This is a genomic window from Vibrio sp. 970 (assembly GCF_033339075.1).
The window spans coordinates 460783-482173 of the sequence record NZ_JAWOTW010000002.1; the positions used below are offsets into that span (position 1 = coordinate 460783).

Annotated in this window: 17 protein-coding genes and 1 pseudogene; 13 read left to right on the forward strand and 5 right to left on the reverse strand. The window is 45.3% G+C overall.

The genetic code is table 11. The features are described 5' to 3' along the window. Positions 1-114 precede the first annotated feature (114 nt). The 6 genes from R7Q11_RS04590 to R7Q11_RS04615 all read left to right on the forward strand — a co-directional run bounded on the left by R7Q11_RS04590 (position 115) and on the right by R7Q11_RS04615 (position 7280). A complete protein-coding gene (locus R7Q11_RS04590; RefSeq protein WP_033906862.1) occupies positions 115-1968 on the forward strand; it encodes an ABC transporter ATP-binding protein in 1854 nt (617 codons plus the stop codon). A gap of 237 nt (positions 1969-2205) precedes the next feature. After that, positions 2206-3240, forward strand: a complete 1035-nt coding sequence (locus tag R7Q11_RS04595; protein ID WP_225466226.1) for a DUF4118 domain-containing protein — start codon at positions 2206-2208, stop codon at positions 3238-3240. Further along, entirely contained in the window at positions 3237-3935 is a 699-nt protein-coding gene (locus tag R7Q11_RS04600) for a response regulator transcription factor (RefSeq protein WP_225466227.1), read from the forward strand. Before R7Q11_RS04595 ends, R7Q11_RS04600 begins: the two co-directional genes overlap by 4 nt. Before the next feature lie 151 nt (positions 3936-4086). Then, the gene (locus tag R7Q11_RS04605; protein WP_005375180.1) at positions 4087-4740 is read left to right on the forward strand and encodes a potassium channel family protein; all 654 of its coding nucleotides are present in this window, start codon (positions 4087-4089) and stop codon (positions 4738-4740) included. A 1-nt stretch (position 4741) separates the two neighbouring features. Continuing rightward, entirely contained in the window at positions 4742-6106 is a 1365-nt protein-coding gene (locus tag R7Q11_RS04610) for a TrkH family potassium uptake protein (RefSeq protein ID WP_225466228.1), read from the forward strand. A 247-nt stretch (positions 6107-6353) separates the two neighbouring features. Continuing rightward, entirely contained in the window at positions 6354-7280 is a 927-nt protein-coding gene (locus R7Q11_RS04615) for a LysR substrate-binding domain-containing protein (protein WP_005392445.1), read from the forward strand. Positions 7281-7374: 94 nt separating this feature from the next. Here the strand turns inward: R7Q11_RS04615 and R7Q11_RS04620 are convergent, their stop codons facing one another. Then, positions 7375-9111: a BCCT family transporter gene (locus R7Q11_RS04620; protein WP_225466229.1), complete on the reverse strand. Its 1737-nt coding sequence runs from the start codon at positions 9109-9111 to the stop codon at positions 7375-7377. Between the two features lie 319 nt (positions 9112-9430). On the opposite strand from R7Q11_RS04620, the gene R7Q11_RS04625 reads away from it, so the two are divergent. The 6 genes and pseudogenes from R7Q11_RS04625 (at position 9431) to R7Q11_RS04650 (ending at position 15308) form a co-directional block, all read left to right on the forward strand. After that, on the forward strand, positions 9431-10618 hold the full coding sequence (locus R7Q11_RS04625; RefSeq protein ID WP_225466230.1) for an aromatic ring-hydroxylating oxygenase subunit alpha: 1188 nt from the start codon (positions 9431-9433) through the stop codon (positions 10616-10618). Position 10619: 1 nt separating this feature from the next. Next, positions 10620-12041 carry an aldehyde dehydrogenase family protein gene (locus tag R7Q11_RS04630; protein ID WP_138939662.1) on the forward strand — a complete coding sequence of 474 codons (1422 nt, stop codon included), beginning with the start codon at positions 10620-10622 and terminating at the stop codon, positions 12039-12041. Positions 12042-12198: 157 nt separating this feature from the next. Continuing rightward, positions 12199-12360: pseudogene (locus tag R7Q11_RS04635) on the forward strand (rubredoxin); the annotation flags it as partial. Further along, positions 12349-13632: an NAD(P)/FAD-dependent oxidoreductase gene (locus R7Q11_RS04640; protein WP_225466243.1), complete on the forward strand. Its 1284-nt coding sequence runs from the start codon at positions 12349-12351 to the stop codon at positions 13630-13632. The pseudogene R7Q11_RS04635 and the gene R7Q11_RS04640, both read left to right, overlap by 12 nt. A 12-nt stretch (positions 13633-13644) precedes the next feature. After that, positions 13645-14961, forward strand: a complete 1317-nt coding sequence (locus R7Q11_RS04645) for an NAD(P)/FAD-dependent oxidoreductase (protein WP_154203984.1) — start codon at positions 13645-13647, stop codon at positions 14959-14961. After that, positions 14958-15308: an ethanolamine utilization protein EutQ gene (locus R7Q11_RS04650; RefSeq protein WP_213867857.1), complete on the forward strand. Its 351-nt coding sequence runs from the start codon at positions 14958-14960 to the stop codon at positions 15306-15308. Before R7Q11_RS04645 ends, R7Q11_RS04650 begins: the two co-directional genes overlap by 4 nt. A gap of 226 nt (positions 15309-15534) precedes the next feature. Here the strand turns inward: R7Q11_RS04650 and azu are convergent, their stop codons facing one another. The 4 genes from azu to norR all read right to left on the reverse strand — a co-directional run bounded on the left by azu (position 15535) and on the right by norR (position 19693). After that, positions 15535-15987 carry an azurin gene (gene azu, locus R7Q11_RS04655; RefSeq protein WP_005375211.1) on the reverse strand — a complete coding sequence of 151 codons (453 nt, stop codon included), beginning with the start codon at positions 15985-15987 and terminating at the stop codon, positions 15535-15537. A 335-nt stretch (positions 15988-16322) separates the two neighbouring features. Continuing rightward, complete coding sequence (locus R7Q11_RS04660) at positions 16323-16973, reverse strand: HAD family hydrolase (protein ID WP_203345600.1); 651 nt, start codon at positions 16971-16973, stop codon at positions 16323-16325. Between the two features lie 269 nt (positions 16974-17242). Then, entirely contained in the window at positions 17243-17761 is a 519-nt protein-coding gene (locus R7Q11_RS04665; RefSeq protein ID WP_213875917.1) for a transcriptional regulator, read from the reverse strand. A gap of 399 nt (positions 17762-18160) precedes the next feature. Then, the gene (gene norR / locus R7Q11_RS04670) at positions 18161-19693 is read right to left on the reverse strand and encodes a nitric oxide reductase transcriptional regulator NorR (RefSeq protein ID WP_213875918.1); all 1533 of its coding nucleotides are present in this window, start codon (positions 19691-19693) and stop codon (positions 18161-18163) included. Between the two features lie 190 nt (positions 19694-19883). Between norR and norV the strand changes: the two genes are divergently transcribed. Then, the gene (gene norV, locus R7Q11_RS04675; protein ID WP_061008288.1) at positions 19884-21386 is read left to right on the forward strand and encodes an anaerobic nitric oxide reductase flavorubredoxin; all 1503 of its coding nucleotides are present in this window, start codon (positions 19884-19886) and stop codon (positions 21384-21386) included. The last annotated feature ends 5 nt before the right edge of the window (positions 21387-21391 follow it).

Here is a 21391-nt window from a genome sequence, read left to right on the forward strand (position 1 = left end):
AAGCTTAATTGTAATTATTATCATTTGAGCTTTTGTTTCGGTATTTTACTGACTTTTGTATCAAAAGATAGTAAAACGTTCGCAAATTCATTCGCGGTACCTAAAGTCATTGTTATGTTCAATTGGTTTGAAAAACTGACCCAACCCTTTCCCCAGATGGAAACCGAAAAGCCACCGAAGACGCTATTTGGCTTTTGTCGTTTTTACACTCGTGGCTTTGAAGCCCCTTTACTCGTTATGGCTGTGTTCAGTGCGCTTATTGCCATTACAGAGGTGACGCTGTTGCGTTATATGGGCGAGCTCGTCGATATTCTCTCTAATCAAGATCGCGCAACATTCTGGCAAGACCAGGGTGATCGCATGCTAATGATGCTGTTCTTAGTGGCGGTTGTGATGCCAGCTCTCGGTTTTGTCCACTCAATGGTGATGCACCAAACGTTATTGGGTAACTACCCGATGTCTATCCGTTGGTTGATTCACCGTTACTTGCTAAAACAAGCGGTTGGATTTTTCCAGCGTGACTTTGCAGGCCGAGTTGCGACCAAAGTGATGCAAAGTGCGTTAGCGGTACGAGAAACGGTCATGAAGCTGGTGGATGTACTGGTTTATATCAGCGTTTATTTTCTTTCGATGCTCTGGATGATGGGCGAAGCCGATGGTTTGCTAATGTTGCCTATTGTGATTTGGATAGGAATGTACGCGGTTATCCAGTTCTACTTTATCCCTAAAATGAAACAAGTAGCGACGGAGCAAGCGGATGCTCGTTCTGTAATGACTGGGCGCATTGTCGATTCTTACACCAACATATCTACCGTAAAGCTATTCGCGCACTCGCAACGAGAGTTGGAATACGCAGAAAGCAGCATGAAGCAATTTTTGGTGACGGTTTACCGCCAAATGCGCATGGTGACTTGTTTACTGTTTAGTGTGGATGCCATCAACTATTTGCTGCTGATGTCTATTAGTGCCATTTCGGTTTATCTATGGCTAGATCACGCTGTAACAATTGGTGCTATTGCGATTGCCATCAGTATTGCGTTGCGCGTACAAGGTATGTCGAAGTGGATCATGTGGGAAGTTAGCGCACTGTTTGAAAACATCGGTACAGTAGTAGACGGTATTAATACGATTTCAAACGATGTTGAAGTGAAAGACGTACCAAATGCTAAGCCTTTGCAAATCTCTCAAGGTGAGATCTGCTTTGATCACGTAGGTTTTAACTACAGTGACGAGAAGGCGGTATTTGAGAACTTGAACCTGACTATCAAACCGGGCGAAAAAGTCGGCATTGTCGGTCGTTCTGGGGCAGGTAAATCCACGTTGGTCAACTTGTTGCTGCGTTTTTACGACGTAAATACCGGTAAGATTTGTATTGATGGACAGGACATTTCTCAAGTCGAACAAGAGTCGCTTCGCCAACACATCGGTATGATCACGCAAGACACCTCTTTGCTGCATCGTTCAATTAAAGAGAACATTCTTTACGGTGATCCAGATGCTTCAATGGATGCCGTTATCGCAGCTGCTGAGAAAGCACATGCTCATGATTTCATTCAATCTCTACGAGACGAGCAAGGTAACGTTGGCTATGACGTTGAAGTGGGTGAACGCGGTGTGAAGCTGTCTGGTGGTCAGCGTCAACGTGTGGCGATTGCTCGCGTTCTGCTGAAAAACGCGCCAATTTTGATCATGGATGAAGCAACGTCTGCACTTGATTCAGAAGTAGAATCGGCAATTCAAGAAAACCTTGAAGTTCTGATGGAAGGAAAAACAGTGATTGCGATTGCTCACCGTTTATCAACGATTGCCGCGATGGATCGTTTGATTGTAATGGATGACGGCAAAATCATTGAGCAAGGCTCGCATTACGAGCTGCTGCAATTGGGTGGTGTTTACGCTCAGTTGTGGAAGCATCAAACCGGCGGATTTTTGTCTGAGCAAGGTGATGCTCAACTGCAAGTCATCTAATATGACGCTACACGAAAGAGGAGCAAATGCTCCTCTTTTTTGTGTCTGTCGTTTATACCGAGTAAGTAGGCGTTAATGGGCAACGTTAACTTGTGATTATTCATTAAGTTAGGCTAACTTAATGATGATTATGTTTATAACTCACTGTCGTTATTGAATTTTTTACGCTTTTTTTACGCGAACTCCGAATGGGCTTTTGCTAAAGTTTTCTACATCGAATTTTGGTTGATGTATTTTATGTTTGTTCAATGGCGAGATAACACCTTTCTCTTTTCTACTACCGTGATTGTTGGCGCGGTTGTCGTCTCATGGTTGTTAGACCAACTGTTTGGCTCTACAGCCGCAGTTCTGCTGATTTTACAGTTAGCGGTCGTGGTAGTGGCGTTTCAATGCAACTCGCGATTCGCTTATGCGGCGGCGGTGATCGAAGCGTTGAGCTTCAACTTCTTTTTCACGACGCCTCGTTACTCTTTGCAGATGTTTCGTCCGGAAGACATTTTTAATTTAGTCGTGTTTATGGTGGTGGCATTTATCACCAGCACCTTTGCGGATCTTTATCGTCGCCAGCAGGGCGAGTTAAAACAAACCAAGCTGCAAAACAGCATCCTGCTATCGGTGTCCCATGACTTACGCACGCCGCTGGCAACCATTATTGGAACATTGACCACACTCAACGAGTACATGCCCAAGCTCAATGGCTTAGAGCGTAAAGAATTGCTCGACAGTGCGACTTCAGAAAGCCATCGCTTGCATCAATATATCGAGAACCTCTTACAGGCGACTAAGCTCCAGCACGGCACATTAAAAATTACCAAAAAAGATGAGTTGATTGCAGATATTGTTCGGGATGCGGTTTCTCGTTTGCCAAATTACACCGAGAAAGTGTCCATGAATATGGATGATTCCGTTGATTATTTGTCAGTAAGTCGTTCGCTCATCGAACAAGCGATTTTTAATGTGCTGGATAATGCCATGCGATTTTCACCAGAGAATGAATCTGTTGAGGTTTCTCTTTCTAAGCAGGGTTCGTCGTGCGTGATTGATGTTCGGGACATGGGGATTGGCATCAAAGCTGAAGATGCGGAAAAAATATTCAACCTTTTCTATTCCGGCGCGAACAACAAATCGGCCGATTCAGGCACCGGAATGGGACTCGCGGTTGCCAAAGGCATCATCATCGCACACCAAGGAGAGATTCAATCTATGCCAGTATCAGAAGGGACGCTGATCCGCATTCGACTTCCACTCAATCAAGGAGCAGAGCAGGCGTGAGTTACAAAGTTTTAGTCGTGGACGATGAGCCTCGCATTCATACCTTTATTCGAATTTCGCTGTCTGCTGAAGGGTTTGATTACATTGGCGCGAGTACCATTTCAGAAGCCAAAGCGTGTTTCGAAGCGCATTCGCCGCACGTCATTCTGCTAGATTTAGGCTTGCCCGACGGCGATGGGAAGGAGTTTCTCACTACGCTTCGTCAGACGTATAAAACGCCAGTGCTAGTGCTGACGGCTCGCGATCAAGAAGAGGAAAAAATCCGCCTTTTAGAAGCGGGCGCGAATGATTACTTGAGCAAGCCTTTTGGCGTAAAAGAGCTCATCGCGCGCATCAAAGTGCTGGTTCGAGATTTGGTGGATGAGCAATCCATCGCTGATGAGCTGGTGGCTGGCCGAGTCAAAATCATCAAAAGCACTCACCAATTTTGGTTGGATCAGAGGGAAATTCCACTCACCAAGAAAGAGTTTTCTTTCATTGAACAATTGATTCTCAAGCCGGGAAAACTCATTGAGCAAACTCATTTGCTAGCGGTGATTTGGGGAAAAAGTCATGTCGAAGATACTCACTACTTACGCGTGCTAGTGAGTCAACTACGCAAAAAACTGAACGATAGTGCTGACGAACAGCGGCTATTAAAAACCGAGCCGGGGCTGGGTTATCGTTTAGTGCTTGAGACGTCCAAGCACCACTAAATTCCAAATTTAATCAACGTTAATGCCAAGGTTTAGTGCTGGTTATCAGCACTCGAACAGGATTCGTGTTGCCTATTTTCCGCGACGGAAAATCAGTCTAGCCCTTAACGCATTAGCATTTTCTATACATAAAACACAGTTAGGTATTGATATGGCTCACTTTACAGTAATTGGTTTAGGGCGATTTGGCGTTGCCGCCAGCTTAGAACTTATTCATCTTGGACACACCGTAACGGGGGTGGATAGCGACCCGAAAATCGTCGAAAAATACGTCGAAGAGTTAACGCAAGCGGTCATATGTGACGCAACAGACGAAGGTGCACTCAGAGAGTTAGCGCTAGCGAACAGTGATGTGGTGTTGGTGGCGATTGGCGAAGACATGCAAGCCAGTTTGTTGTGTACGCTGGCGCTGAAAAATCTGGGTGTGAAATCCATTTGGGTCAAAGCGAGCACCAAAGCACACCACACCATCGTGTCTAAGCTTGGTGTACAACGCATTATTCATCCGGAAGAGGAGATGGGCGTAAGAGTCGCGCAGGCACTCAACTATCCGATGGTGAACAACTATTTGGAAATGGGGCATGGTTTGTATGTGGTGGAAATCCACGTTAAATCCAATCTGCACGATACGCCGCTTTCTAAGTTGATCAGCCGAGGCAGTTATAACATTCAGCCAATCTTGGTGAAGCGCGAAGAAGCCGTCTACACCAATATCAATGATGAGTTTGTGCTTAATGAGTTCGACACGCTGTTGCTTTGTGGTAGTCGCGCTGAGCTGAAATACGTCGCTCCAAGGTTGGTGTAACATGGTTTTGTGGCATCCCTCTATTATCCCAATCGAGCGAAAACCCAAAGCGGGCAAAAAATTGTTGGGCGCACCGCCATTAATACTTAGCCTCAGCTTTGCGTGCTTGATCATGCTCGGCACGGTCTTACTCAAACTGCCGATTGCCACCACAGAGCCCATCACTTGGATTCAAAGCCTGTTTACTGCGACATCGGCCATTACGGTGACGGGATTAGTTGTGGTGGACACGGGCACGGCGTTTACGCCTTTTGGGCAAGTGGTTATTGCTTTCCTGATTCAATGTGGTGGCCTAGGTTTAATGACGTTTGCCATCGTGACCTTGCTGGCTCTGGGCGGAAAAATTGGCTTTTTGGAGCGAGCAGTCGCGAGAGAGGCGTTCAACCAGACTGATTCATCGACACTCATTGCCACTGCTAAATCTGTATTGATGTTCGCTCTGCTCGTTGAACTTATTGGTTTCACTATTTTGAGCGTTTATTGGAGTGAAGTGCTGGGCTGGGAAACCAGTTTGTTCCATGGTTTCTTCTACACCATCAGTGCGTTTAACAATGCAGGTTTTGCGTTGAGTGCCGATAGCTTAATGCCTTACGTGGACGACCCGGTCGTTAACTTCACCATTACCAGTTTGTTCATTATTGGTGGTTTAGGCTTCTCGGTTTGGATTGACTTAAAACGCAATCGCCGTTGGCATCGACTCACCGTTTACAGTCGAATGATGATCTTAGGCACGATGATCATTAACGTGGTGGCACTTATCGCGATTTATCTGATTGAATATGACAACCCCAACACGCTTGCCCCGTTGAGCGAAGCAGGGAAATGGTGGGCATCGTGGTTTCAAGCGGTGACGCCAAGAACGGCAGGGTTCAACACTTTAGCTATCGATCAGTTGGAAGATGCCACAACGGCGATCATTCTGGTGTTGATGTTTATCGGCGGTGGATCATTGAGTACGGCAAGTGGCATTAAAGTTGTGACATTTATGGTATTGGTCTTGGCAACTTACAGCTATTTGCGTCGCGATGAAGCAACCTATGCCTTTCAACGCGAGATTCCCAAAGAGACCATCAGCAAGGCATTGGCGCTGACTCTGATCTCGGTGGGGGTGACTTGGTTTGCCATATTCACGCTGTTACTGACAGAGAAAGCGTCTATGTTAGACATTATGTTCGAAGCGGTCTCGGCACTGGGTACGGTTGGGTTATCGCGAGGCTTAACGGGCAGTTTGTCCGAACCAGGTGAGTTAGTGATCATCTTCATGATGTTTATGGGACGATTAGGGCCTCTTACATTAGCGTACTTCTTAGCCAGTCCAAGAAAGAAAAAAGCGCGTTACGCGAGTACTAAACTGGCAATAGGGTAAATGGGCTAACTCGTACAAAGTGAGCAAAAGGCTAGACAAAAGAGGAGTAACTGCTCCTCTTTTTGTGCTCGTTGTAGCCACGAAACTGTATACGGCAGTCTCTCTCACAACAATTTATGATTCATCTCTATTTTTTATCATTTATAAATTGTCGTTTTTGAGGTGTTGTCCAGAATGGCATTATCCACGTGCAACATAAGATTGCCGGGAATAAAAATAATTACAATACTGCCTTACTGGAAGATACATGAAAATCAAACCCCTCCCACCTTTAAATAGCCTCGTTGCGTTTGAAGCGTCGGCGCGGCACTTGAGTTTTACGTTAGCCGCTGACGAGCTAAACGTGACCCAAGGTGCTATCAGTCGCCAAATTAGACAATTAGAAGAATACTTAGGCAAGGCTATGTTCACGCGAGCCAATCGAAGCATTAATTTAACGCCTACAGGTCTTCAATATTATCAAGCTGTCAGCCAATCTTTGCTCGATATTGCTCAAATCACGGGTGAAGTGAAGAAGTGGCAGGGCGAACAAAAGATCACGGTTGCGACGACAAATGCAATGGCAGCCTTGTGGTTGTTGCCTAAGGTTGCTCAATTTCAAAATGAACATGATGACATCGATATAAGAATATTGGCCTCAGATAATGTGTTGGACTTACGCCGATTAGATTGCGATATCGCCTTGTTTTATTGTCGCACTCCACCTGCGGAAATGGACGTGACAACGCTATTTTCAGAAGAGGTATTCCCTGTGTGTAGCCCGCTTTATTTAGAGAAAATCGGCCAGCCTAGTGAGCCAGAAGAAATCTTCAATAAAACGTTACTCTATCTGGAAGAGTCTCAAAGAGATTGGGTGAATTGGGAGCAGTGGTTTGCGAGTGTAGGATTGCCAAATATTTCGCCTCGTAATCGCATGAACATCAATAACTATCCAATGCTGTTACAAGCGGCAATTAATGGTCAGGGCATCGCGTTAGCCTGGGGCTCATTAGTGGACGACTATTTACAAAGCGGCGCTTTGGTTAGGCCAGTCGAACACGTGCTTTCAACACCTTCCAATTTTTCTATGCTTGAACCTAAAAATAGAGGTTTAATCCCAGCCAGCGTCAAACGTTTTAGAGAATGGCTTTTGCATCAGTTGCCAGATGAGGTAGGTGATCGAGGCTTAGCTTAAATCAATAAGCAGAGAAAATAACAGAGTTTGGTAATGTTAAAAAAGCGGGAATATCAGTTCCCGCTTTGTTTTAATTGATTGATGAAACGACGCACTAACTTAGTACTGGTCCCTGATTGAGTGTGGAATCATCTTTTAGTGAGGATGTTGAAGCGATAGGCTGGGAAGCCACAGTTTTGCTTTCAACAAGCGGTTCAACAGGACCATCAAGTTTCTCTTGCTCTGGGTGAACATGCTCTGGAAGCATTGCCCATGGCTTAGGTTCGCGTCGAATACTATGAAACAGCGTTAAGCTCATCACCGCGATAAAAATGGCGATAGGGAAACCGGCAATAATGGAGGCCGTTTGCATTGCTTTTAACCCTCCTGCGTATAGAAGTACTCCCGCAATGGCTGCGATCATGATCCCCCACAATACGCGTATAGAGGTGGGAGGCTCACTGTGCCCAGCGGCATCGAGGGTACATAGAACCAAGGTACCCGAGTCTGCGGAGGTAATGAAATAAGTACCGAGCAATAGACACGCAAGCACGCTAAGGAGTTTACCAAACATACCTGTATCTAGGTTGTCGAATAGCGTAAACAAAGCGCGTGTCGTATCAGCTTTAGTCGCTTCAAGAATCGGGCCGCCAGAAAAATCCGCAGGTGGTGTCTGTTTGGCTTCTTGTGCCGCAGTGACTTGCTCTTGATGAGCAACACGAGCGTCTTGCTCTACCTTCAACGCTGCACCACCAAATACTGAAATCCATAAAAACGTGATTAGCGTAGGTACGATTAATGCGCCACCGATAAGTTCACGTATTGTGCGTCCTTTAGAGATACGAGCCACAAACATGCCAACGAAAGGTGCCCAAGTCATCCACCAAGGCCAGTAATAAGCCGTCCACCAGTTTTGCCAGCCAGAGTCATTCTGTGCATCGCTCCATAAGCTCATACCGACAATGTTTTGTGCATAAAGCCCCGTACTTTCGAGTAGCGTATTTAAGATATAGCGAGTTGGACCAATGTAAAGTACGACTAGCACGAGTGCGAGTGAAAGCAGCATGTTCCATTCTGATAAACGGCGAATACCTTTTCCTACACCAGATAGCACCGACGCAACCGCACAAGTACAAAGGGAAACGATAATAAAGAGTTGAATCCCCAAACTAATGTCTAGACCAAAGGCTTGATTCAAACCAGAGTTTATTTGGATAACTCCCATCCCTAAGGTTTGAGAGATACCGAAAGCAGTCACCGCTACTGTTAGGATATCAACGGTGTGTCCGATAGGCCCATAAATACGATCGCCAATCAAAGGGTACAAGATAGAGCGTAGGGTAAAAGGCAGATCTTTACGGTAGGAAAAGTAAGCTAATGCAAGTGCCACAATGATAAAGACAGACCAAGGATGTAGACCCCAGTGAAAGAATGTCAGTTTCATTGATGTTGTTGCGGCGTCATTGGTCAGGCCTTGAGTAAATGGGTTGTCAGCGTAATGCCACATCGGTTCGGCGACCGACCAGAAAATCAAGCCTATCCCCATGCCTCCGGAAAAAAGCATGGATACCCAAGACAAATAACTAAACTCTGGTTTTTCGTCATCTTTACTCAAACGAATATGCCCATATCGACTAACCATAAGGTAAAGAAGAAAACCGACAACGAGTGAAACAAGTCCGATGTAAAACCACTTCATATTCTGTAGCAAAATGCCGGAAATCGTTTCGAAGTATTGGCCCGCTTGATTGGCGAGAATGGCGCAGAAAAGTACAAAACCGATAACGACGATCTTTGATGCGATTGTCACAGTCGGATTGAGTCCTTTCAATATCCCAGATGTTGCTCTCATAGGCATCCCTCACAGTGCGTTTGTTTTAGCGTTATTGTTTGTTGCGTTATTGTTAATTTTTGAAAGAGAGTAGAGAGAGGGCTTTTGTGTTTCAACTGATTAATACTCATCGTTTAATGAGTATTAATCATGACAAGAAGATCATTGTTAATTAAAAGGTTATTTTTTTGTTCGAGATCAATGCATGAATGACAAAAACTCATCCAAGCCCGGCGAAAAAGTCGTTTGTTTGTTGCCGGGTTGTTAATCAAAATCATCTCCATTAACACAACACGATGTTGTACGCACTGGATGCAACTCGACTCTCGGAGATAAGAATATGAGCAATGTCAACCAAACCATTATTCCTGTTGAACTTGTTGATAATGTACTGAACCCAATCAGTGAAGCAACAGGAATGCCGAATCAGGCCTACACCAGCGAAGAGTATTTTACTTTTGAGCGTGATCAGGTGTTTGGTAACACTTGGGTATGTATTGGTTTTGCATCAGACCTGCTTAAAAATGGTTATGTAATGCCACTTGATTTCATGAATCTTCCACTACTCATGATGAGAAATCGTCAAGGTGAAGTCCAAGTTTTCCACAACGTATGTAGTCATCGTGGTATGAAGCTGGTTCATGAGGCAGGCGAAGTTCAAGGCATGATTCGCTGTCCTTACCATTCATGGACGTACGATCTTGACGGTAATCTAAAAGGCACACCACACATCGGTGGTATCGCAAAACACAAAGATGATCGATTTAAGTGTGAAAAGCACGGCCTTAAGCCACTTCGTTCAGCCGTTTGGATGGACATGGTATTCGTCAACTTATCGGGCGATGCAGACAGCTTTGAAGAGCATATCGCGCCGCTAGAGCAACGTTGGCAGCAATTCTTAGGTGAAGAAGGATTAGGGCTTCTTCGCCGCGTGAACATGGGTGGCAACCTAGAGATAGAAGTGAAAAGTAACTGGAAGCTTGCCGTAGAAAACTACTGTGAAGCTTACCACTTACCTTGGGTGCATCCGAGTTTGAACAGTTATTCTCGCCTAGAGGATCACTACAACATCATGTTTGCAGAGCGTTTTGCTGGCCAAGGTAGTCTCGCATACAACCTCTCTGATACTGCAGGAACACACTTACCTAAATTTCCAAGCTGGCCAGAAGATAAACTGCGTCATGCAGAATATGTTGCACTCTTTCCAAACGTGTTGCTTGGTATTCAAGCCGATCATGCCTTTGCAATGATGATTGAACCAATCACTGCGAATAAAAGTGTTGAGCACCTACGTGTTTTCTATGTGGGTGATGAAGCAACGAAAGATGAGTTCGCTGCGTGCCGTACTGCTACCGTTGAGTCATGGCGAGTCGTATTCGGCGAAGATATTGGAGCGGTCGAGGGCATGCAGGAAGGTCGTTACTCACCTGGCTTTGGTGGTGGTGTGTTCTCACCAGAAATGGATGTTCCGACGCATTTCTTTCAAACCTGGTTGGCAAAGCAAGTGAAAGCGGCACTGGAGCAGTAATATGATGCATTACCTTAATTATATTGATGGTGAGTGGTGCGATTCAGATCAAGCGCTGACCGTCATTAACCCTGGCACAGCCGAAGCGTATGCGACGATTGCAGAAGCCACTATCACCGATGCCGACCGCGCAATGGCAGCGGCACGTCGAGTGGTCAAGCAAGGTCTTCTTTCGGACGTTCGTCCAGCCGTCAGAACCGAGTGGATGTTAAAAGCCTCCGCGGCTATTCGTGAAATGGTTGATGAAGGTGGGTTAGTTGCCTGCCGTGAAAATGGGAAATCTTTGCAAGATGCCAAAGATGAGTTTTTAGAATCGGCACGTTACTTCGAATACTACGCTGGCATGGCCGACAAGCTGGAAGGCACGTCAATTCCATTGGGTAAAGATTATGTCGATTTCACCCAATATGTGCCGTTTGGTGTGTCAGTGCAGATTGTGCCGTGGAATTTCCCAGTTTCTATTTGTGCACGCTCATTAGCACCTGCATTAGCTGCTGGTAACGCAGTGGTGATCAAATCGCCAGAGATTTCCCCACTCGCTATGACGTTGTTGATTAAAGCGATTGAAAAAGCGGGCTTCCCAAAAGGCACGATTAACTTGCTATGTGGCAAAGGCTCAGTCGTTGGCAGTCATTTGGTGCAGCATCAAGACGTTGATCAAATTGTCTTTACAGGTTCTGTGCCGACCGGCCAACGCATACTGAAAGATTCAGCGCAACGCGCCACACCATCTGTGATGGAGCTGGGTGGTAAATCGGCCGCTATCGCACTGAAAGATGTGAGTCTCGAAACGCTTTTACAAAGCGTTCAAGTCGGTATTTTCTTTAACGCTGGTCAAGTTTGTTCGGCAATGTCTCGTTTGCTAATTCAAAAAGAGCGTTATGAAGAAGTAAAAGCGGCGGTAGTGGAAATGGCAAAAAGCCTAACCATTGGCCAAGGCGAAAGCCAGCCGGACATCACACCGTTGGTATCGGCTGATCAACAAGCACGCGTGCTTGAAATGATAGAACAAGCAAAAGCCGACGGCGCGAACATCCTAACGGGTGGGTACGCCCCTGATTTGTCAGGTTACTTTGTGGCACCGACGGTGATTGAAGCCTCACCAGATATGCGTATTGCTCAAGAAGAAGTGTTTGGCCCTGTACTGGTAATTACACCGTTTGAAACCGAGCAAGAGGCCGTTGAAATCGCGAATGGCACCGATTTTGGCCTGGTCGCTGGTGTCTTTGGTGAAAGCCTAAACCAAACATTGCGTGTGGCACAGCAACTGCGTGGTGGACAAGTGTTCATCAATGAATGGTTTGCTGGTGGCATCGAAACACCATTTGGTGGCGTGGGCTTGTCCGGGTTTGGGCGAGAAAAAGGACAAGAAGCGATTTATAGCTACGTCCAGACACGCAATATTGCCATTCGTTTGCAGTAAGACAGCAACGTATAGCTACCGTGTAACTGTATTTTCATCACCTCGTACCGGCTTGGATTTCAGACCACAAGCTAGGGCGAGGTTGATGGAATCACAACAAATCTGACAGCGGTTTGTAAACACGGAAATTCTGAACAAGGTAGTTGGAGTATAAGTGATGAGAAAGTGGCTCTGTATTATTTGCGGCTTAATCTATGATGAAGCACAAGGTTGGCCATCCGATGGCATTGCACCAGGAACAGCATGGGAAGATGTACCGGATGACTGGTTATGTCCTGACTGTTTAGTGGGTAAGGCCGATTTTGAAATGATCGAAATCACCGACGATGCGCCACTAGAAGAGGTTGCAGCTGTGTCTTCGGTGTCGGTAGAAGCGTCTGTTCAGCCAAATACGGCTCAGCCTCTTCCATCTGAAGTTACTCAACCTGTATTCTCAAATGACCCTATCGTTATCATCGGTAGTGGCCACAGTGGTTACCAGTTGGCGGCGGCACTTAGAGCACAATCCGAGACGGTTGCTATCACCGTCTTTACCGCTGATGATGGCGCTCTGTACAGCAAACCAGCTTTGTCTAATGCGTTGGTCATGAACAAAGACGGCGACGCGCTGCAAAGTGAAAGCGCGTTGGAGTGGGAAAGCCGTCTCAATATCCGCGTTTACCCGCATACGCGTGTTGAACAGATCGATCGTGTCAATTCAACGCTACATACCTCCATCGGTAAATACGCCTACAGCCGCTTGGTACTGGCAACAGGTGCATCACCGATTGAAATCCCAATTGAGGGCGATCGCTCTTGGGTTATGAGTGTGAACGACTTAGTTGACTACCGCCGTTTCAGATCGGAGCTGCAAGACAAAAAGCGCATCGCGATCCTAGGTGATGGCTTAATTGGCTGTGAGTTCGCGAATGACCTGATCGAAAGCGGTTATGAAGTGACAGTTATCGGGTTGGGTCAATGGCCAATGGAGCGTTTGATCCCGCAACAGTTGGGTGAATCATTACAACGCGCACTTGCCGATCGAGGCGTGCAATGGGTTCTACAAGACAGTATCACCAGAATCGAGCCAAGGTCCGTATCCAGTGCGGTTTTACATCTAAACAGTGGCAAGCAGATTGAAGCAGATCTAGTGCTGAGCGCGGTTGGACTCAAACCAAATGTTTCTCTGGCTGAGCGCGCGGGGCTCGAAGTGGGCCGCGGCATTAAAGTGAATCAATTCGGCCAGACGAGTGATGAGAATATTTACTCGCTAGGTGACTGTGTTGAAACTGAGCAAGGTTGGCAGCCCTATATTGCACCTATTAATCAAATGATCCCTTCTGTTGCGAAAAGCTTGCTAGGCGATGTCGCCCCTATCTCGTTAACACCAACTCCAGTGATTGTAAAAACGCCGATTCTGCCACTCACGATTTTCCCGGTAGCCGCTGAAGAACAGGGACAATGGTACATCGAGACCCAAGCAGATGATTTGACCGCTGCGTTTTATTCACCAGAAGGCGCAATGCTCGGTTTTGCGTTGCTAGGAAGAAAAGTACAGTCATTACGCGGCCCTTGGCTAGATCAATTGTCATTGAAACTGTCAGCAGCGTAGCGGAGAAAAAAGATGATTCATTTACCCAATGATGACGTGACGTGTGGTTGGTACCATGCGTTGCCAAGTATTCCAGAAAAATCGGCGTTAAAAGGTAAACAAAGTGCTGACTATGCCGTGTTAGGTGCCGGTTTCGCAGGCCTAGCTATGGCAAGACGTTTAGCTGAACTTATGCCTAATGCACGAATTATACTGATTGATGCGCAACGTATCGGCCAAGGGGCTTCAGGAAGAAATTCGGGCTTTGTTATCGATTTGCCTCATAAGTTTTCACTTGAGCATCCCGACCCTGAGTACAAACAAAAGTTATTGTCGCTCAACCGTTCTGCGATTGCTCAGCTAGACACTTTAGTGTCGAAGCACAGTATTTCTTGTCAGTGGTCAGCAAAGGGCAAATATCAAGGAGCCGTAGGGGCGCGCGGTGAAGCATATCTCGATCACTTTGAGCACCTAATGAAAGACCTTGGCGAACCATACTTCCATGTTAATGGCAGTGAGCTGGCGAAAGTCCTGGGAACCAACTACTACAGCCGCGCAATTTACACTCCAGGTGGTTATTTAATGCAACCTGCTGCTTTGGTGCGTGGGCTAGGGGAAAGCCTTCCAGAGAACGTCGAGGTGTTAGAGAACTCGCCAATCCGCAAGCTCAGTAAAGAAAACGGTTGCTGGGTATTACATGGAGATAGTGGCTCTGTTGAAACCCCTGAACTGCTGCTTGGGACCAGCATTTTTACTCGGGAGTTTGGTTATCTTAAAAACAGACTACTTCCAGTGATGACGTTTGCAAGCTGGACGCGTCCATTAACCGACGCAGAAATGCAACGATACGGAGGTGAGCTGAATTGGGGGTTAACTCCAGCTGATCATGCGGGAACGACGTTACGTATGACCGCCGATCGACGTATTTTGATCCGCAATACTTACAAACACGTGCCGAAATATGGCTCAAGCATGAACGATAAAGTCAGAGAGCAAATCCGAGACGATCATCGTCAAGTCTTTCTGGCGCGTTATCCCGAGCTGGCCGACGTACCATTTACTCACACATGGGGTGGGGTGTATGCAATCTCTCGTAACTTTACTAACTTTTTCGGTCAATTAGATGAAGGTGTTTATGCCAGCGCTTGTGACAATGGTGTTGGTGCTGCGTGGGGAACCATTTCTGGAACACTGTTAGCTGACTATGTCGTTGGTGCGACATCTAAATCATTGGATGACATACAGCAAGTGACAGGAATGCCTTGTTTGAATCCGCCAGAGCCTTTTTTAGGTTTGGGAGTAAAAACGCGTATCCAATTAGCAAAATGGCAAAGCCGGAGTGAATTATGAAGCCAGTCAAACTTGTTGATAGTAAAAGTCTAGATTTCAATGTTCGTGGTGATACGCCGGGAATGGCGTATGTTGCCAGGGCGTTAAGCCCAGAAATTTCACCAAACATAGGCGTAGGCTTTGCTAAATGGGAAGGCGCTAAAGTGGCTTGGACAGTGCTTTATGATGAGGTTATTTTCGTGATTGAAGGCTGTTTCGAGCTGACCGCAAATGGTGAAACACATTTTGTGTACCCAGGTCAGATGCTGTGGATACCGGAAGGGACTGAATTGGCTTATGGTGGGCATGCTCTGTTCGGCTATGTGGTTCATCCAGGAAACTGGAAAGAGTTACATGGTATTGAATGACTTTTATCATTTAGTAGTGTTTCGGAAAGGCAAAACAAAAATCCGATTTTTACCCATGAGTTTTCGTAAAAGAACTTAATCTCAATGGAGCAAGGGTTTCTTACTTGCTATATTTCTTGGTCACGTCTCCAGACGTGTTAGAGCTTTCTCAATTGCTATTTTATCTATTAAAAAGGGAAGCCTTGGCTTCCCTATAATGAGTCTTCTTTTGGCTTGGCTAAATCTTTTATTTTAGCTCAAATTTACCCTGCATGATTGCCCAGTGACCCGGGAACGAACAGAAGAATGAATAGTCACCGCCGGCTTTCATTTTCTCAGTACTGAACGTAATGCTGGTGCTTTCACCGCCACCAATTACTTTTGTGTGAGCGTAGACGCGATCATCATTTGGTTTTACGTAGTTATTTTCTGCTCCAGCTGCCATGCCATCAGTACCGACTGCTTGTAGGTTGGCAGTGTCAGAGATGACCACGTTGTGACCCATCGATTGCGCTGGCATCTTACCTGTGTGATTCAGCGTCAGTTTTACCTCTTTACAAGTGGCTGGTACGCTCAATGTTTTAGTAGAAAACTGCATCATATCGTTAGCATCTAATGACACTTCACACTCGGCACTGGCTTGGGCACCAAAGCTCATTCCTACTAATGCGAAGGTTGTTGCTAATAAACGTAAAGACATATAACACTCTCCATTTTGTATTTTAGGCTGACTTGGATTGATCTTATCCAATAGTTCTCATTATCAGCCAATTTTCACTCCAAAAACGTGCTTCAATCGGTATATTGACGTTTTGTTGCAAGCTTGTACTGGTCAGTTCCGCTATTTGATCACTCAAATGCCTTATTTCATGCGATTGCGTGAGTTAAATCAAAAGTCGTGATTAGCCAGAGTTAAGGTGAAATTAATCTCGCTAAACGGGTGGCAGAATCGTTTGGTTTTAAGGTATTGGAGAGGTTTCAAGAAAGAAGCTCAGCTAAATTGCTGAGCTTCTAGAGAACAGACGACAAGTAGACCTAGCGAGTTTGCTTTAACGTGTGCAACACATCATGCAGTGAAGGTGCGACAGTATGGCCTAATTGCATTATTTCGTCACAAGGCTCAACCAAATCAGGAATTTGATAAGTGATCATGTTCGCTGCTACCGCAGCACGTACGCCATTATTTGAATCTTCAAAGGCGAGACATTTGGTTGGATCTACGCTTAGACGACTTGCTGCAAGCAGGTAGATCTCTGGATCAGGTTTGCCATGTGACACTTCACAGCCTGTCGTTAAGTTGTCGAAATACTTGCTTAGGCCCGCTAACTCCAACTTCTTCTGTGCCACTTCTTTTGCTGTAGAAGTGGCGACTGCAATTGGCAACCCTTGGCCTTTCAACCACTCAAGCAGCTCAATCACCCCTTCTTTTACCGGTATCGCTTGGTGCTTAACCACAGCGTCGTAACGGTCGCGCCACTCTTGGTGTAAGCGGTCAAGATCATCCCCATAAGCTTTACGAAAAATCACTTCAATGCCCGCTGCATTGCGACCAATGATTGAAAGGTAAACATCTTTATAGAAGGCTAGGTTCTGGGCTTCACATGCTTCTTGGAAAATATGCATACAGACGCGCTCAGTATCAAGGAGCAAACCATCCATATCAAAAATAGCAGCTTGGTAGTTCATTACATTAAGACTTTTTGGTTGGGATGGCGCATTTTGACACAAGCAGATCGGTTTTTCTTCTAAAAATTAGAACTTGATTTTGATCCTATGAGTTCACATTGCCTCTGAACACACTATACACAGAGTCTATAAACTAGGTGTGAAATATAATGTTTTTAAAATTAGAAAAATTTCAGTTAAATAGATAAAACTCTATCTTAATATAAGCTAGAGTTTTATTAATATTCTATTGTTATTTTAACTATTGAATAATTTATTAATAGTTGAAATTAATAATAAAATAATACCAAGTCACGATTGTTTACGACTGCATGAGTGTACCAGCTCTTGAGTTCAGATATTTGTTGCTCTGATAAGCCTCCGAAGTCAACGTTATCTTGGTGAATATCTTGATTTTTTATCATAAAAACAACAGGGAAATCGTCAGGGAATGGGAATTTTATAGGATAATCGGTATTAGTGAATGGAATATCGCAGAAATCGTTTACATCGCAAGGATACCAAGAGTTATTGGATAAGTAATAACCAGTTATCTTACATATAGCTTCAAGCAAGTAAGCATAGGCGTAACCTAAGTGACTGTATTTTATCTCTTCAGACAACATTTGCATAAGAAGCTCTTCAGCTCGGATGCTTTCGCCACTACTTTCCAGCATTTCATTAATCACTTTAAAGGAGTCTTGACACCTTTCCATGATGGCTTTTTCTAGCTCTGGATTACGCTCATTCTTTAGTACGTTAAAAACCTTTTCAGTATCTAATGAATATACTGTCGCCCCATATCCCATATTTTTATTCTCCTCACTTTTATACAGTTAAATTAATTTAATTGTTTTTATCGAAGGGATTATATTTTGATGTTTTTTGAAGGTAAAGTGTATATATAGAGGTTGTATTTATTATGATGAACTTTGAAAGTTTAAATTCTTAAAATAAATACTATATATTTAATTTTATTAGATCTAGCTCATAAAAATACCTTAACTATTATTGTGTTTATTGTTAAGGGTTATTAAATCTGTGAGGTGGTTCAAGACAATAAAATTTAGAAGAAAATACCGTCAAACTTAGGTGGCTATTCTATCTGAGCACTCAGCCCACTACTTATGGTGGGCTGAGTGCGTGGTTGGGCATCAGGCACATTATTTGGCGATGAATATGCCATATTAGGTGATATTCGTTAGTGTCTATTTTATCCCTAGGCGTTTTGCTAAGCGGTGCAAATTGCCGTTATCTAATTCAAGCTGACGTGCCGTTGCTGCCCAGTTGCCTTGGTTCTCTTCCAGAACTCGAACAATCATCGCTTTTTGGAAGGCGTCAGTGGCAGGCTTCAATCCGCCTTCTGGTAGCTCAAGCCGAGATTTTTGTTCCGTTTTTTCAACGTTCTTGATGTTCTGATTCGGCGTTCGAATATCAAAATCTTGCTCAACTAACTCAATGTCCATGGCGTGAGTACGCGCTTTTGCCAAAACACCGGCACGTTTAATGACATGTTCAAGCTCTCGCACGTTGCCTGGCCATGAATAGTCTTTGAGTGCTTGCACTAAAGTGGGGGACAAACGAATGCTGTTCAATCCCAATTTGCTTCTTAAACGTTCGGCAAAAAAGCCTGCGAGTAACACCACATCGTCTTCACGTTCACGAAGAGGTGGAACATGAAGCGGGAAGACGCTTAGGCGGTGATATAAGTCGGCTCGGAAGCGACCAGCAGTCACTTCTTCATGCAATATACGGTTGGTGGCGGCGACAATGCGTGTATTGACTCGAATATGGCGGTCATCACCCACACGTTGAATGTCGCCGTATTGTAGAGCTCGAAGTAACTTAGCTTGCAGTTCTAACGACAGTTCGCCGACTTCATCTAAAAACAGTGTGCCGCCATCGGCTTGTTCAAACTTACCTTTACGATTGCTGATCGCGCCCGTAAATGCGCCTTTGATATGTCCGAACAACTCGCTTTCCGCGACTGATTCGGGCAGCGCTGCACAGTTGAGGTAAACCAAAGTATTGTTCGAGCGGCTAGAGCGATGGTGAATAGCGCTGGCAACCAACTCTTTACCTACGCCCGTTTCTCCCATCACTAGCACAGACAATTCAGTATCGGCGACGGCATCAATCTGCTCTTGAAGATTCTTCATCCCCTTAGAGTTGCCAATGATTTCATTACTTAAGGTGCGTTTCTCGGCGTAAGAGTCGCGTGGCAGGCTCGCTTGTGTCTCGAGCTGTTCTAGTAGGAGTGCAGTGTGCAAGCCACCTGCTGCCAATGCGCTGACAAAACGTAACTCTTGGTTGCGTAGCCCATCAAATTGGTTGGGGTCGAAGGCGTCAATCGTAATGGCACCAATCAGTTGATCGTCGATCAGCAGAGGTAAACCAATGCAGGAATGGACATGCAGTTTGTCATCGTGGTTTGGAATCAAGCCGTCGTATGGATCAGGTAAGTCGCTGTCGGAGGGAAAGCGCACGATGTCGCCTGCTCGGGCAATGGCTTCTAACCTTGGGTGCTGCTCAATGGAGAAACGGCGTCCAAGCACTTCCTTCGCCAATCCATTGATCGCTAAAGGTTTAAAGTGCTGGTCTTCATACAAAAGAAGGGCAGAAGAGTCACACTTCAATACGTCTCGAATCGTGGTTAATAACGTATCAAAGCGAGCCTGTTGAGTGAGCGCCGAGTTAAGGTCTTGCGTGATGTGTAGCCATTGCGCGATTAAAGAAGTCATAGCCAATACCGATTGTGTCAATATGACTATTGTAGTGTCTAAATGACTATTTTCAACTGTGTCTAAATGACAGTCATTAAAGTTGGGTTTTAATTAAGATATTGAAATATATAGCAATTAAAAGTTGGCGCGCCCAGTGCAATACAAGAAGAAATTATTTTTGTTTATCCCGTCATTCAAGGTAGTAATTATGACAATTCACGTAAAAAACAACATCCACTGGGTAGGTCAACGCGATTGGGAAGTTCAAGACTTCCACGGTACAGAATACAAAATGACAAAAGGTACCAGCTACAACAGTTATCTAATTCGTGAAGAGAAAACCGTATTGATTGATACGGTCGATCATCGATTCAGTCAACAATTCATCCAAAATTTAGAGATGGAAATCGACCTTAAGTCTATCGACTTTATCGTGGTAAACCATGCAGAGGAAGATCACTCAGGCGCATTGTCGGCATTGATGGAGAAGATTCCGAACACGCCAATTTACTGTACAGAAGCGGCAATTGATTCGATTGTGGGTCATCACCACCATCCTGAATGGAACTTCAAAACCGTAAAAACGGGCGACAGCATCGATATTGGTAACGGTAAGCAATTGGTCTTCGTGGAAGCGCCGATGCTGCATTGGCCAGACAGCATGATGACTTACTTAACTGGCGATGCAGTGTTATTCAGCAATGACGCATTTGGTCAGCACTATTGCGATGAACGTCTGTTCAATGATGAAGTGGATCAAAATGAGTTGATGGAACAGTGTTTGCGTTACTACTCAAATATCTTAACGCCATTCAGCAGCTTGGTAACCGCAAAAATCAAAGAAGTGCTGAGCTTCAATTTGCCTGTCGACATGATCGCCACGTCACACGGTATTGTATGGCGCGATAATCCGGTTCAAATCATCGAGCAATACTTGGCATGGGCAGACAATTATCAAGAAGATCGCATTACGATTTTCTACGATTCTATGTCAAACAACACTCGAATGATGGCTGATGCCATTGCGCAAGGCATTCACGATGTCGACCCTGGGGTGGCGGTCAAAGTCTTTAATGTCTCTAAGCATGATAAGAATGAAATTCTCGCCAATGTATTCCGCTCAAAAGGCATCTTGGTTGGCTCGTCTACCATGAATAACGTCATGATGCCGAAGATCGCAGGCATGCTAGAAGAAATTACCGGTCTGCGCTTCAAAGCGAAGAAAGCCGCTGCGTTTGGTAGCTACGGTTGGAACGGTGGTGCGGTAGATCGTATCCATGCTCGATTGACTGACGCAGGCTTTGAAACCGCAGTGAGTTTGAAAACCAAATGGCGACCAGATGGTAAAGCGATGCGTGAATGTCGCGAACATGGTCAGAACATCGCGAAGTTGTGGGCGAAGCATGACCTGACAAGTCCTGTTATTTCTCCGGCGATTGCTGCGTCTGCACCACAAGTTCAATCACAACCCGCTGCACAAGTAGCAACACAAGCGGTAGTAGATGCTGCTCCTAGCAACCCTAGCGCCGAGGCGCATCCTGCAGATTGCCAATGCATGGTTTGCACCGTTTGTAATTGGGTATACGACCCAGCTAAAGGCGAGCCTAATCAAGGCGTTGAACCGGGTACTGCATGGTCTGAAGTACCAGATTACTTCTTGTGCCCAGAATGCCATTTGGGTAAAGACGTCTTTGTCGAATACAACGGGTAAGGGGG

What these genes read in the sequence shown, in the direction of transcription:
- R7Q11_RS04645 (WP_154203984.1), top strand. Translation starts at nt 13,645, where the DNA reads ATGATTCATTTACCCAATGATGACGTGACGTGTGGTTGGTACCATGCG.
- R7Q11_RS04630 (WP_138939662.1), top strand. Translation starts at nt 10,620, where the DNA reads ATGATGCATTACCTTAATTATATTGATGGTGAGTGGTGCGATTCAGAT.
- norR (WP_213875918.1), bottom strand. Translation starts at nt 19,693, where the DNA reads ATGACTTCTTTAATCGCGCAATGGCTACACATCACGCAAGACCTTAAC.
- R7Q11_RS04650 (WP_213867857.1), top strand. Translation starts at nt 14,958, where the DNA reads ATGAAGCCAGTCAAACTTGTTGATAGTAAAAGTCTAGATTTCAATGTT.
- R7Q11_RS04615 (WP_005392445.1), top strand. Translation starts at nt 6,354, where the DNA reads ATGAAAATCAAACCCCTCCCACCTTTAAATAGCCTCGTTGCGTTTGAA.
- R7Q11_RS04595 (WP_225466226.1), top strand. Translation starts at nt 2,206, where the DNA reads ATGTTTGTTCAATGGCGAGATAACACCTTTCTCTTTTCTACTACCGTG.
- R7Q11_RS04640 (WP_225466243.1), top strand. Translation starts at nt 12,349, where the DNA reads ATGATCGAAATCACCGACGATGCGCCACTAGAAGAGGTTGCAGCTGTG.
- R7Q11_RS04620 (WP_225466229.1), bottom strand. Translation starts at nt 9,111, where the DNA reads ATGAGAGCAACATCTGGGATATTGAAAGGACTCAATCCGACTGTGACA.
- R7Q11_RS04610 (WP_225466228.1), top strand. Translation starts at nt 4,742, where the DNA reads ATGGTTTTGTGGCATCCCTCTATTATCCCAATCGAGCGAAAACCCAAA.
- R7Q11_RS04590 (WP_033906862.1), top strand. Translation starts at nt 115, where the DNA reads ATGTTCAATTGGTTTGAAAAACTGACCCAACCCTTTCCCCAGATGGAA.
- R7Q11_RS04660 (WP_203345600.1), bottom strand. Translation starts at nt 16,973, where the DNA reads ATGAACTACCAAGCTGCTATTTTTGATATGGATGGTTTGCTCCTTGAT.
- norV (WP_061008288.1), top strand. Translation starts at nt 19,884, where the DNA reads ATGACAATTCACGTAAAAAACAACATCCACTGGGTAGGTCAACGCGAT.
- R7Q11_RS04625 (WP_225466230.1), top strand. Translation starts at nt 9,431, where the DNA reads ATGAGCAATGTCAACCAAACCATTATTCCTGTTGAACTTGTTGATAAT.
- R7Q11_RS04665 (WP_213875917.1), bottom strand. Translation starts at nt 17,761, where the DNA reads ATGGGATATGGGGCGACAGTATATTCATTAGATACTGAAAAGGTTTTT.
- R7Q11_RS04605 (WP_005375180.1), top strand. Translation starts at nt 4,087, where the DNA reads ATGGCTCACTTTACAGTAATTGGTTTAGGGCGATTTGGCGTTGCCGCC.
- azu (WP_005375211.1), bottom strand. Translation starts at nt 15,987, where the DNA reads ATGTCTTTACGTTTATTAGCAACAACCTTCGCATTAGTAGGAATGAGC.